The following is a 13,655-nucleotide window of genomic DNA, read 5'->3' as shown; positions in this document are numbered from 1 at the left end:
TATTTCTCCTTATTTATGTGTGTTCATGCGACTTTTTAATGTTTAAAATGACGCACTCCCGTCATTACCATTGACATTTCGTTGTTATCACAAAACTCGATTGACAAATTATCTTTAATTGAACCTCCTGGTTGGATCACTGTTTTAATTCCCACTTCATTCGCAATTTCTACACAGTCTGCAAACGGGAAGAAAGCATCCGAAGCCATCACCGCACCTGATAAATCAAATCCGAAAGACTGCGCTTTTAAAATCGCCTGTTTCAATGCATCTACTCTTGAGGTTTGCCCTGTTCCACTTGCCAACAACTGACCATCTTTAGCCAATACGATTGTATTTGATTTGGTATGTTTCACCAACTTATTCGCAAATAACAAATCATCCACCTGATCTCCGGTAGGTGCTAATTTTGTTACCACTTTTAAATCATCCGCAACCTGAGTACTTACATCTTTATCCTGAACCAAGAACCCGTTTAATGCCGTACGTACCATTTGGCCAGACATTGAAGTTTCTTTTTGAACCAAAATAATTCTGTTTTTCTTAGCCGATAATAAAGCCAATGCGTCTTCGCTAAATGATGGCGCAATTACTACTTCATAGAAAATCTTATCGATTTCCGTTGCAGTCGCTAAATCTACTTCACGGTTGGTAATAATAATTCCTCCAAACGCTGATATTGGGTCTCCAGCCAAAGCATCTTTGAACGCATCCACAACAGTTTCTCTTGTTGCCAATCCACAAGCGTTGTTATGTTTTAAGATTGCACAGGTACAATCATCATAATCTGCAATAAGATTTACAGCCGCATCAACATCCAACAAATTGTTATAGCTTAATTCTTTTCCGTTCTTCTTATCGAACAACTCGTCCATTTTCCCGTAGAAGTATCCTTTTTGGTGTGGATTTTCTCCGTATCTCAAGACTTGTTGGTTCCGCTCACTTAACTTAAGCGAATCTGATTCCGGATTAAAATATTTGTAGATATGCGAATCATAATGCGATGAGACATCGAAAGCTTCTCCTGCATATTTCTTACGTGTAGCTAAATCCACAGTTCCGTCACCCGCTGAAATCACATTCAACACATCATCGTACTGACTTCTTGAAGACACAATCAAAACATCTTTAAAGTTCTTTGCAGCTGCTCGAATCAAAGAAATCCCACCAATATCAATCTTCTCGATAATATCCTGCTCACTTGCTCCTGAAGCCACAGTTTCTTCGAATGGATATAAATCCACAATCACCAAATCAATCTCAGGAATTTTGTACTCTTCCAATTGTGCTTTATCACTATCTAGCTCTCTTCGAGAAAGTATTCCTCCAAATACAGCAGGGTGTAAAGTTTTTACTCTTCCACCCAAAATTGATGGGTATCCTGTCAAGCTTTCAACAGGGGTTACCGGGATATCAAATTCCTCAATAAATTTTTGCGTCCCACCTGTTGAGAGTATTTCTACTCCCAGTTCATTTAATTTTTTTACAATTGGCGCTAAACCATCTTTATAAAATACTGATATTAAAGCAGTTTTAATTTTTACCGACATCCTTTTTAATTGATTTTGAAGTAGTAGCAATTTTAACCAATTAGCTACCGAAAGACAACGTGCAAAAGTCTGAATAAATTACGTTTTTCAACGTGTTTTGAACATCTTTTTACACTTTTTTATTTGTGACGGAAGTCGCTATCAATTTACGAGCGGTCACGAACGAAACTTTGACTTCTTTAGTTTTGTTTTTTTAGTTCACAACAGAAACAGATCTTTGGATAAGATCTCCAATGCAGTAAAAATGGAAATTTACATTAAACTTTTTTTAGAGAGCATTTCGTTTTCGCTTACTGCATTATCAACCAACAAGTTAAGAACCACACTTTCTCTTCTAGGAATTACAATTGGAATTTTCTCAATTATCACGGTTTTTACGTTGGTCGACTCTTTAGAATTGAAAATTAGAAATAGCGTAGAAGATCTGGGAGACAACGTCATCTTTGTCCAAAAATGGCCCTGGAAATTTGGAGGCGCTTATAACTGGTGGGACTATATGGCTCGTCCATATCCATCACCGGAAGAACAAGTTGCCATTGCCAAAGACTCTAAATACGCTGCTGGAAGTGCCTATACCTGTAACTTTTCAAGGACAGTTCAGTTTTCCAGAAACAGTGTGGAATCCACTATCATAATTGGTGCTTCTAAAGGTTACGATTTAGTTCGGAATTTCGAAGTTGAAAATGGACGGTATTTTACAGAAAAAGAACTTCGAAGTGGAGCAAATGTTTGTGTCATTGGAAATCAAATTGCTTTCGATCTCTTTGGGTACACTCCTGCCGTAGGAAAAACCATTAAAATCGGAGGACGTAAAGCCAAGGTGATAGGAGTGTTTAAACGCGAAGGCGAAAGTATGATTGGTTTTTCTCTTGACCCCTATGTCGTGCTTCCATTGAATTATGCACGTACCATGGTGAATGTCAAATCCAGACGTGTAGACCCAACTATTTATGTCAAAGCAAAAGAAGGCATCAATAATGCGGCATTAAAAGATGAACTTACCGGAATTATGCGTGCGGAACGGAGATTAAAACCGCGTGCGCAAAATGATTTTGCATTAAATGAAATCAGTATCATCTCCGAAGGTTTTGATGGCTTTTTTGGGTTTATCAATTGGCTTGGAGGAATTATTGGTGGATTCTCTATCCTGGTAGGAGCCGTAAGTATTGCTAATATCATGTTTGTTTCGGTGAGAGAACGAACCAGAATCATTGGAATTCAAAAAGCACTTGGTGCCAAAAACGGATTTATCCTTTTTCAGTTTTTGAGTGAGTCAGTGATCTTATCCTTAATTGGGGGAATATTTGGTTTAATTCTAATTTCAATCCTATCGGTCTCCGTAAATCTATTCACTGAATATGAAGTGGTGATGACTTCAGGGAATATCATTTTGGGTATTTCTATTTCTGTAATCATAGGAATCATTGCCGGGGTATTTCCAGCATGGCAAGCCGCTAAAAAGGATCCGGTAGAAGCTATTCGTAGCTAATAAGAAGACATAATATGCGATATGGTCTGCTTTAATGCAGGTATTACCTCGTGCTTAAACCATGGATTTTTCTTTTGCCAGATATTGTTTCGTGGGGAAGGGTGTGGTAATACAAAATGCTTTGGCAAATACTCTTGATACGATTTCACAGTCTCTGTCAAGGTCCTTTTTGTTTGACCTTTCAAATAATAATCCTGCGCATATTTTCCAATGAGTAAAATTAATTCTACATCATCCATTTTATCCCACAACGGTTGATGCCATTGAGGGGCACATTCTGTTCTTGGTGGAAGATCTCCGGTTTTACCTTTTCCCGGATAACAAAACCCCATAGGCATAATCCCAACTTTTTCAGGAGTATAAAAATCTTCATTAGAAATTCCCATCCAATTACGAAGATTCTCCCCACTCTTATCATCCCAAGGGATTCCGGAAGTATGAACTTTTATCCCCGGAGCTTGTCCAATAACCACAATTCGACTCTTTGGGTGCGCCAATACAACCGGACGCACACCATGAGTCAAATACGATTCGCAAATGCGACATTGTGATATTTCTTTCAAAAGTTCGTTCATCCAGAACTTATTACTTCTTTTCTTCTAATTCGAAACCATAATCTTTTCCTTTATCCACTGCCGGAACACCCTCCGACATCCATTTTGGCATTGGTGCTCCTTTCATATAGTGATTAAAGAATTGGAACATTCTCAAACTCAAATCCAAACGGTTTGGCATTTTTCTCAGATTATGTTGTTCGTTATTATATACCAACAACCATGATGGTTTTTGGAGCCTTCTCATCCCCATAAACATCTCTATTCCCTGATAATAAGGAACTGCCCCATCTTTATCATTGTGCATAATCAATAATGGAGTTTTCACATTCGGAAGATAGAACAATGGTGAATTTTCGATATATAAGTCCTGCGCATTCCATAAATGATCTCCAATTCTACTTTGTGTTCTTTCATACTGGAATTCTCTACTCATACCCGAGCCCCATCTGATTCCACCGTATGCAGAGGTCATATTACTTACCGGAGCACCCGCCATAGCTGCAGTAAACATATCTGTCTGAGTCACAATATACGCCACTTGATAACCGCCCCAACTTTGTCCTTGAATCGCCATTTTATCTGGGTCTACATATTCCATTTTTTGCAAAGATTTTGCGCCACTTACCACAGTATTCAAAGCATCTTTTCCAGGATGACCTGTTCCATAGTGAATGTCCGGTACAAACACCATATATCCATTACTGGTGTACAATGGAATAGAAATCGTAGAATGCGATGGTCTAAATGGTTTTCTCTGGTACTCAGAGCTAAAATACTTTTCATAGAAATAAATCATCACCGGATATTTCTTGCTTGCATCAAAATTCTCAGGGTAATACAACAATCCTTTTTGTTCTACCCCATTTTCATCTGTCCAATAGTGTTTCTTTACAAATCCCCAATAAAAATCGTTTTGTTGAGACTGAACATTGGATACTTTTATAGAATTATTAAACTGACTTTCAATTGGGTTTCCATTTACCTTAGAAGAATATATAATATCCGGATACTGTATATAATTCATTGATCGATAAAAGAACCTACTCGCTTCTTTTGCTCTGGTGAATTGGTAAATAGATTCTTCGCCCCAAATCAAATTCGTAATTCTCTCAGCTTCAGGATAACGCAACATCATCCCTTCTGAATTATCATCTACATTTTGTGCAGCCAATAACATCATAGAGTCCAGTTTAATATAATCGTGATCTCTATCTAAATTCACGAAATCTATTGCCAAGTGTTTTTCATCTGCCATTCCATTGGTTAAAGCAACTGGCTCTTTTTCTCCTTTAGGATCTACCATCCAAATGTCATATTTAGTCTTCACTAAAACCCATGCTTCACCATCGGTCCAACCTTCGATTCCGAACGCAAAAGGTGCAGTCGGAATTTCAGAATCCAAATTAACCAGAATCTGACCATTTTTAACCAACGGCTTGGATATATCAACTTTAGTATCCGTATCAATATCCAAAGAATACCATATACCTGCTTCACCATCAAAATACACAAAGTACTTTCCTGAAGGTGAAATATTAGAGTTATAACCAATGGCTTCACCAATAAGTTTTTTCTTTCCCGAGGTCAAATCCATTCGATAGTAATCTCTGGCAAAAGGAAAAGCCCAACTCATAGACAAATCATATTTTTTAGACTCTACCATCAATGCATAATTGTTATCCCCTTCCATCAATGGTTGAATGTATCTGGTAGAATCATTTCCCAAAGGCACTAGTTTTTGGCTAGCAATATGGAATACCGCTAAGTAGGTTTTCTTTTCTTCTTGCGCCTTCTTTAATAATTGCATCGGCTGTGGCTCCAGATCTGTCCAACTCCATACATCCAAAGTAGATTTCTCGTCTGCCGGAATACTATCTTTTGGTTCTTCCACTGGCCTTTCTGCGGTACCTATAAATATTTTAGAACCATCTCTGGAAAAATAAATGCGTCCATTTTCACTTACCGTATGTCCTTCCGGTAAATTTCTATCATTGGTATCTACTATAATTCTGGTTCCTTTGTTTCCTCTGGTAGTATACAAAGAATAAGCTTTCACTTTCCCGGTATCGGCAGATTGAATCCAAACAAAATGATCTCCATCTTCACTAAAAGTTGGCTTTTTTGCATTTCCCAGGCCAACATAAGAAGTATCTATATTTCCGGTAATATTATTAAACCAATACACACCAACACTGTCAATAGTATCTCCAAAGGAACGGATATACCCCATGCTATTTCCATACTTGGAAATGCTATATTCCTGTACATTTTTGATTTTTTTCGTCTCTCCGCTTATTGGATGAAACAAGACCAAATCACTCGTCTTTCTTTTAATTGGCTTCTTCTTACTCTTAGGTGCCGGAGTATTCTTTGACTTTTTCTTCTTTTTTTTCTTTTTACCACCTGGTGGAGGTGTTTTCTCTTTTTGGGGTTTCTTATAGTAGAAAGACATCCAATCACTACCTTCCTCAGATAACTTAAACGACTTCACCCCTTCAAACTTCATCAAAGTATCCTGATCAAATACATAGACCGCCAATGTATCCTGCGGCCATTTGGATTTTGGCACTTCATCCAACTTTACTTTTCTCAAAGAATCTAAATGTGGCTTGATCATAAAAACGATGTAATTACTTTTAGCCGAAAACTTCGCTTTATATCCCCTCTCAAATTGTTTTTCAATCCCGGAATCCGGATTTTTAAGATGCAAAATCCCATCCCCAACATTAGGAATCACCTGATAGGTTAACCATTTTCCATCATTCGAAATTTTAACTCCTCTCAAGTTTTTCCAACCCGGCATATCCTCCGGTGTTAAACTTCTTTTCTCCTGGGCAAAACCTACATTTATGATCAACACACACGCAACCAACCACGCCCATTTCATCATTATTCTCATTTCTATCTTTTATTCTATTTATGCTCTAAAAACCTCTGCAATCATGCACCTGGCACTCCCTCCACCATACATTTCAATGGTCGGAATGTCTACTGCCACAATTTTCGATTCCTTTTCTAACTCTTCTTTCTGGTGCTCATCCAAAGCGTTCCATCCAGAACAAGATGCTACCAAAACGAGCTGGCCATCCGCATCTTGCAACTGAATCATATTTCCTGAAAACTGGGTTATTTGATAATAACTCAATTCCAAAACCTTTTTCCCGGAACTTTCAATCGCTCGAACTACTTCGAACCTTTCTTTTTCATCCTTGATTGTTTCCAATGCAATTCCCACATGACTGTGCGTTACAAACATAGCAACATTTGTATGGTATATCGGATTGTTTTGATGATCGGTCGCTAGAAAACTACAAATGGAAAAATTTAGTTTCTCAGCTACTTGTTTTACCAGTTCATCATCTACTCTTTGCGATCTTGCCACATAAATAATTCCCTTTTGATGATCTATCACCATGCATCCGGTTCCTTCCAAAAACACTTCTTTTTCAGCAAAGGAGGTCAAATCTACTTTTTCAGAAGTCATGACATAATCCACTACATCTTCTCTAACTTCTAACCTTCTATTTGGTGCCAACATCGGATAAATGATAGTCGGCCCATTAGGATGTGTTGAGATCCAATTATTCGGAAAAACAGCATCTGGTCTGACTTGATCTTTAGTATCCTGAAATACTTTGACATTCACACCATGCTTTCTGATCCTATCTACCATGGCATCAAACTCGGATTCTGCTTTTTGCTGAATTACATCAACTTTATCCATTAAAATAGTGCTTTGAAAGGCATTGGTTCCTGAAGTTTCCGGGTTCATCCCAAAACTTGCCGGACGAACCATAAATATGCTGGAGGTAAAATACGGATTCATCTATTTTTATTTGTTCCAAACTTAAGCTTTTACAGCCACTATTACATTTCGCTTTAAAACATAAATTTGTATCAAATCAAATCAATGCGCGAAAGCTTTCATCTTATTCGAAAACTAACTTTTTCCAGGGTTCTAAATGCATTGGTTCTGATTTTAGGCTACTATACTTCCAGAATCACACGTCAACCCATTCAATGGGGTGAACCGATCAGCTTAAGTATCGAACCCACTACCGCATGTAATCTGGGCTGTCCGGAGTGTCCTAGTGGGCTAAAAATGTTTACGCGTCCCACAGGAAATCTAAGTCCTGAACTTTTTGAAAAAATCATCAGTCAAATTCATAAAAAACTGATCTATTTGACTTTTTACTTTCAAGGGGAACCTTTTATCAATAAGCATTTTCTTCAGATGGTCAAATATGCTTCTGAAAAAGGAATTTTCACTTCCACATCAACCAATGCACACTTCATCAATGAAAAGGTTGCGAAAGAAATTGTCCATTCTGGCTTAGATCGCTTGATTATTTCTTTGGATGGAACAACTCAGGAAGTGTATGAGCAATATAGAATTCATGGCAAAGTGGATAAAGTATTAGAAGGCACTCGAAACATTATGGAAGCGAAGAAAAGACTAAACTCTCAAACTCCTCAAGTTGTTTTTCAGTTTTTAGTTGTGAAACATAATGAACATCAAATTGATGAAGTTCATAGATTAGCCAAAGAATTGGGTGTAGATAAAGTGGCCCTAAAAACAGCTCAAATCTACGACTACAAAAATGGAAGTCCACTTTTACCTTCTGATCAAAAGTATTCGAGATATCGGATGAAGGATGATGGGACTTACGAGATAAAAAACAGACTCAGAAATCATTGTTGGAGACTTTGGCACTCCGCTGTAATAACCTGGGATGGAGATATTGTTCCTTGTTGTTTTGATAAAGATGCCAAATACAAAATGGGCACACTACAAAATCATACATTTCAGGACATTTGGCATAATGACACTTATAAAGGGTTTAGAAATGCAATTATTCAATCTCGAAAAAACATTGACATCTGTCAAAACTGTACAGAAGGAACAAAAGTCTGGATGTAATTAATTCTGCTCTACGGCTGCCACGACTTCTTTGACTTCAATTTTTTCCATCCCTTTAAACGCAGGTTTATACCACTGTTTATTTCCTAATTTAGAGTAGGGTCTGGAAACCCCTTTTGGCTCAATAATTTGAGATCCCGCCCCTGGTAAATACGGATACATTCCGAACTCTGGAACGGTTGCTCCCCAAATGGAGATCACCTTCTTTTTTAAAGCAGATGCAATATGCATAAGTCCGGTATCATGTGAAATCACAGCTGTAGCTTGCTGTAAAATCGAAGCACTCTGATTTAAACTGAACTTACCAGCTGCATTGTAAACGTGGCTCTTTGACTTTGAAACAATAGCATCTCCATTCTCCGCATCTTCCTTACCCCCTAACAATATCACCGGTGTTTTCAATCCATCGCAGATCTCCACAATCTTATGATTTGGGAGAATTTTTCCCTGATGTTGTCCACCAATAGCAAAAGCGATATATCCATTTTGAAACTCTTTCGGGAAAACATCCAATTTCACCTCATCAACCTTTGGAATATAATAATCCAAACCTTTTTGATCATTTACGATTTGAAATGCTTTTGTGGTTTCCATGTAACGGTCCACGATGTGCACATCCGGCATTTTGTTGATCTTGAAATTCACCAGAATCCACTTTTGCAGATTATATTTTTTAAATGTAAAATCCATAATCCCAAGACCTCGCTTTACCTGAGAGGAACGCAGATTACGATGTAAATCAAAAATATAGTGAAAGCACTCATCTTTCAGCTCATCTAAAATCGGAGCTACCTTTTCATCAATAAAATGCAATTTATCAATGTAGGGATTATTTTCCAGAATCCCCTTATACTGTCTCTTGGTCAAGTAATGCACTTCCACATCTCCGTCATTCAACTGCTCTTTCACATTTCGAATTACTGGAGTTGTCAAAACAATATCTCCAATGGAGCTAAATCTTATGATGAGAACTTTTACTGTCATTTCTTATAAAAATTCATTTCATCCACATATTGATGTACTTCCGGACTCAGCATATATCTTACATCTTTCCCGTCTGCAATCATGTTTCGAATAGTACTGGAAGAAATTTTCATTAATGGGGCATCAATCAACTCAATCTTTGGATGATTTAGAAACTCTTCAATCACCTGAGGTCGATCGGTCATTTCGTTTTGTGTATACACTCTTGGGTATACCAACACCTGATAATGATCTAAAATGACCTGATAGTTTTTCCATTTATGGAAACTCCTTAAGTTATCTTCTCCCATTATAAGAGAAAAGTTCTTTTCCGGATATTTTTCGCTTAATACTGCCAATGTATTCACCGTATAGTTAGGTTGTGGTAAATCAAACTCAATATTGCTTGCCTGCAACAACGGGTTTTGATCTACTGCTTCACGCACCAGAGCCAATCTGTGAATATCATCTAAAAGCGTATCTTTTTCCTTAAACGGGTTCTTAGGTGTAACAACCAACCAAACCTGATCAATATGATCTAATTGCGCCATATAATTGGCCAAAATCAAATGCCCGACATGAATGGGATTAAATGTTCCAAAAAACAGTCCTATGTTATTATTTCCCATTGACTTGTATTCTAGTTATTCAAAAAGTCATGAACCAAATCATATACCTCTCGTGTGGCTTTCTCCAAATCGTCATTCACAACCACATAATCAAACTCATTGGCCCGAGACAACTCCTCTTTCGCTTTACCCAATCGAATCTGGATTTTTTCTTCCGTTTCGGTTCCTCTTCCTCTTAGTCTTTGCTCTAAAACATCAAATGTTGGGGGCTCAATAAAAATCGCGATGGACTTATCTCCAAACTGTTTTTTTAAGTTTAAAGCACCAACCACATCTATATCAAAAATAACAGCTTTATCCACTCCCCAAAGTCGAGTCACCTCACTTTTAAGCGAACCATAGAATTGGTCCGGATAAACCTCCTCCCATTCTAAAAAGTCTTCGTTTTTTATTGCTTCTCTAAAAGCATCCGGAGACAGGAAATAATAATGTTTTCCATGCTTTTCTTCTCCTCGTGGTGCACGAGAAGTAGCAGAAATGGAAAATTCCAAATCCTTTAGTTCGGGTAATACATTTCCAACAATTGTAGATTTTCCGGCCCCAGACGGAGCTGATATAATCACCAGTTTTTCCTGCATTTTACAATACGTTTAATACTTGTTCTTTAATCTTCTCCAATTCGTCTTTCATCTGCACCACAATTTTTTGAATATCCTGATGGTACGCTTTAGACCCTAAAGTATTGATCTCTCTTCCCATTTCCTGGGCTATAAACCCTAGTTTCTTTCCAGTCACCCCTCCCACATTCATGGTCTCCACAAAATATTTTAGATGTGCAGTTAAACGTACTTTCTCTTCATTAATATCCAATTTTTCGATATAATAAATGATCTCTTGTTCGTGACGGTTTTTATCCAGATTATCCTGGTTTAAAAGTTCTTCTACTCCCTTGTTTAATCTATTTCGAACAGACTCAATTCGTGCTTCCTCATAATTATCGATTTCACCCAAAAGTCTGGTAATGGCATCAATACGATTTTTAAAGTCTTCTGCAATCGTAGCTCCCTCATCAGATCTGAATTCTGAATGGGTAGAAATAGCTTCATCAATCAACCCATTAATAAAGTTCCATTCATGTTCATTCAATTCTGGAGCTTTATTCACTAATACTTCCGGCATCTTAATAATCGATTGTAAAAGCCCTTCAGTACTTTCACCTATTTCACTGGCCAAAGCACTTAATTCTTTATGATAATGTAAAGCCATTTCCCGATTCACATTTTGAATGGTCTCAGCTCCATTACCGTTTACGTTCAATGACATTTCAATCTTACCACGTGACAATTGCTTCGCCAATTTCGTCCTTAATTCTAACTCTTTAGATTTAAAAAGCGCTGGAACACGCACATAAATATCCGTTTGCTTACTATTTAAGGATCTAATTTCTACGTTATAAGTCACATCTTCTCGGGTTCCCATGGCTTTCCCGAATCCTGTCATTGATTTCAGCATCTACAATTAATTTAAGAATTCAAATATAGCTTAGTAATTGGTTTGCGGACTATAATTTTATTTTGTTCTCTTACTCACCAAATAGACTCCTGCAAAAATAAATGCCGTAGAAACTATTTTGATCCAATTCAGTTCATCACGCCCCCACAATAAAGCCACCAATGTTGCCAAAAACGGTTGTAAATATATATATATACTCACTACCGATGGACTTAACTTTTTCAAGCCATAAATATTGAACAAATAAGCCAGGAATGTAGTAGCTACTACAACAAATGTAATTTCACCTAAAACAAATCCTGGGATGGTATTCCAATCCACCTGACTCAACTGCATCAACCCAAATGGCAATACATATATAAATCCAAACGTAAACACCCACTTTATGACTGTAACCGGGTTATATTTTTGCATAACCGGCTTGATAATCACTAAATAAATAGCATAAGATGTCGCATTTAGAAATACCAGAAAATCACCAAAAGCGGTTTCATTTGAAAATGATGGCACTACCCATTCACCTCCAATATATGTATTAAGCAAGACTGCTCCACTTAGGCCCAGAGTGATTCCTAATGCTTTGGTAGGCGTGATTTTATTCCGAAGAATAACTGCAGCTATGAGTAGCACCATAACCGGATTTACGGTCATAATAATTGCCGCGTTAATTGGTGTCGTTAAGGCCAGACCTTGGAAAAATAGCAATTGATTGGCCGCGACACCAAATATTCCCGCTACTGCTAATCTTAACCAATCACGATTCGCAACTTTATCCTTGATTCGCAACGCATATGACAACATCCAGAATAATAAAAAGGCACCTGTAACGCGAACCAATATGAATGCATTTGGGGTTAAATACTCCGGCATTACATCTTTAGCCACAGTAAATGTAATACCATATATCACATTGGCTCCCAATACGGCCAAATGTGGCAAGACGTTATTGCTTTTCATAGAATACTTTATTGAAACGCGAAAGTAATCTTATATCCGAATAGGATTGTTTTAAGAAACCGTTAAAAGACTATGCGTCAAATAAGTGACAACCTTATTTATTCAATACTTTAGGAACTTTGAAGTAGTCTGAATCTTTTGACGGTGCATTTTCTAATGCCTCGGTTTTAGAGATCGTAATTGATGATTGATCCGTTCTTAATTTTTGCGTACCCTCAGTAACATATTTTAATGGCTCAACACCTTCTGTATCTACTTCATTAAGTAAATCCATAAAAGTTAAAATACGCTCCATATCTTTTTTTATAGCTTCTTTCTCTTCACCTACGAATTCTAATTTTGCCAGTCCAGCAACTTTATCCACTATATTATCATCAATTTTCATACGCCTTCTTTTATCCCTTCATAATAATCTTCCAATTCATTTGAAATTAAATTATGAATTTGCTCGCGCAAAGGTATTAAATCTTCTTGTTTCAAATCAACAGTTGACACAGGTGTTAAAACTTTTACAGGAGCTCTTCCAGGTTTACCCACAGTTCGCAAAACATCATTGGATTCGAGCAAAATATGCGTATCAAACATGACGATCGGCACAATAGGAACTTGTTGATTAATCGCTAACTTAAATGCCCCATTTTTAAACGGGGCTAATTTGGGCACCTGTGGCTTGATTCCGCCCTCAGGAAAGATTGCTACAGAATAACCAGATTCAATACGTTCATTCGCCAAATGAAAAGCTTTTATAGACTCTACCACACTTGATCTATTTACTGCTATATTTTGTCCGGATTTAAAAAAGCGTCCAAACATAGGAAACTTCCGTAACTCAGCCATTCCCATAAATACAAAGAAATGTGGGATGATCCCGTACATCAAAAACGTGTCAATATATGATGCATGATTAGAAACAATCACATATGGTGGAGGCGGTAAGTTTCGGAGCCCCTCCACATCTAATCTTATACCTGAAAAAAACCTTACGACATTTCCCCATCTCACCTGCCAGGGATAACATCTTTCCCAGCGACTTTCTTTTGATAAATAGAAAATGAATATGGGATAAAAGGGAATTAAAGTGACGAAAAACACTGAAAGCACATAGACCTTATATGACAACCAAAAAAATCTCTTCAA

General features: G+C 37.4%; 13 protein-coding genes. 2 read left to right on the top strand and 11 right to left on the bottom strand.

Translation table 11 applies throughout. The features are described from left to right. Nucleotides 1-35 precede the first annotated feature (35 nt). Nucleotides 36-1,550 (bottom strand): bifunctional phosphoribosylaminoimidazolecarboxamide formyltransferase/IMP cyclohydrolase, encoded by a 1,515-nt coding sequence (purH, locus tag KFE94_09340; protein ID UTW64887.1) that lies wholly within the window; start codon nt 1,548-1,550, stop codon nt 36-38. 244 nt (nt 1,551-1,794) lie between these two features. Between purH and KFE94_09335 the strand changes: the two genes are divergently transcribed. Next, nucleotides 1,795-3,039 (top strand): ABC transporter permease, encoded by a 1,245-nt coding sequence (locus KFE94_09335; protein UTW64886.1) that lies wholly within the window; start codon nt 1,795-1,797, stop codon nt 3,037-3,039. On the opposite strand, the gene KFE94_09330 is transcribed toward KFE94_09335, so the two are convergent. Genes KFE94_09330 through KFE94_09320 form a run of 3 tightly spaced genes read right to left on the bottom strand, consistent with a single transcriptional unit; the run spans nt 3,036 to nt 7,422 of the window. After that, nucleotides 3,036-3,614: a uracil-DNA glycosylase family protein gene (locus KFE94_09330; protein ID UTW64885.1), complete on the bottom strand. Its 579-nt coding sequence runs from the start codon at nt 3,612-3,614 to the stop codon at nt 3,036-3,038. The two genes, KFE94_09335 and KFE94_09330, sit on opposite strands and share 4 nt — an antisense overlap. 10 nt (nt 3,615-3,624) lie before the next feature. Beyond that, nucleotides 3,625-6,495: a S9 family peptidase gene (locus KFE94_09325; GenBank protein ID UTW64884.1), complete on the bottom strand. Its 2,871-nt coding sequence runs from the start codon at nt 6,493-6,495 to the stop codon at nt 3,625-3,627. A gap of 18 nt (nt 6,496-6,513) precedes the next feature. Continuing rightward, complete coding sequence (locus tag KFE94_09320) at nt 6,514-7,422, bottom strand: amidinotransferase (protein UTW64883.1); 909 nt, start codon at nt 7,420-7,422, stop codon at nt 6,514-6,516. A gap of 84 nt (nt 7,423-7,506) precedes the next feature. Between KFE94_09320 and KFE94_09315 the strand changes: the two genes are divergently transcribed. Next, on the top strand, nt 7,507-8,517 hold the full coding sequence (locus KFE94_09315; GenBank protein ID UTW64882.1) for an SPASM domain-containing protein: 1,011 nt from the start codon (nt 7,507-7,509) through the stop codon (nt 8,515-8,517). Here KFE94_09315 and KFE94_09310 read toward each other — a convergent pair whose 3' ends face one another. From KFE94_09310 to KFE94_09280, 7 genes are all read right to left on the bottom strand, one after another. Beyond that, nucleotides 8,518-9,501: a glycosyltransferase family 9 protein gene (locus KFE94_09310; protein ID UTW64881.1), complete on the bottom strand. Its 984-nt coding sequence runs from the start codon at nt 9,499-9,501 to the stop codon at nt 8,518-8,520. Further along, the gene (locus tag KFE94_09305) at nt 9,498-10,109 is read right to left on the bottom strand and encodes a nicotinate-nucleotide adenylyltransferase (GenBank protein UTW64880.1); all 612 of its coding nucleotides are present in this window, start codon (nt 10,107-10,109) and stop codon (nt 9,498-9,500) included. The genes KFE94_09310 and KFE94_09305 overlap by 4 nt, the downstream gene beginning before the upstream one ends. Before the next feature lie 11 nt (nt 10,110-10,120). Next, entirely contained in the window at nt 10,121-10,687 is a 567-nt protein-coding gene (gene gmk / locus KFE94_09300) for a guanylate kinase (protein UTW64879.1), read from the bottom strand. Nucleotide 10,688: 1 nt separating this feature from the next. Next, on the bottom strand, nt 10,689-11,561 hold the full coding sequence (locus tag KFE94_09295; GenBank protein UTW64878.1) for a YicC family protein: 873 nt from the start codon (nt 11,559-11,561) through the stop codon (nt 10,689-10,691). Nucleotides 11,562-11,618: 57 nt separating this feature from the next. After that, nucleotides 11,619-12,518: an EamA family transporter gene (locus KFE94_09290; protein UTW64877.1), complete on the bottom strand. Its 900-nt coding sequence runs from the start codon at nt 12,516-12,518 to the stop codon at nt 11,619-11,621. A 94-nt stretch (nt 12,519-12,612) separates the two neighbouring features. After that, nucleotides 12,613-12,903, bottom strand: coding sequence for an Asp-tRNA(Asn)/Glu-tRNA(Gln) amidotransferase subunit GatC (gene gatC, locus KFE94_09285; GenBank protein ID UTW64876.1), 291 nt, complete (start codon nt 12,901-12,903; stop codon nt 12,613-12,615). Then, nucleotides 12,900-13,655 carry a 1-acyl-sn-glycerol-3-phosphate acyltransferase gene (locus tag KFE94_09280; GenBank protein ID UTW64875.1) on the bottom strand — a complete coding sequence of 252 codons (756 nt, stop codon included), beginning with the start codon at nt 13,653-13,655 and terminating at the stop codon, nt 12,900-12,902. The genes gatC and KFE94_09280 overlap by 4 nt, the downstream gene beginning before the upstream one ends.

This window comes from bacterium SCSIO 12643, assembly GCA_024398135.1.
In the GTDB taxonomy this organism is placed as follows: domain Bacteria; phylum Bacteroidota; class Bacteroidia; order Flavobacteriales_G; family Salibacteraceae; genus CAJXZP01.
Note: the sequence above shows the minus strand (reverse complement) of the source record. Positions and strands in the feature narration are given on the sequence as shown.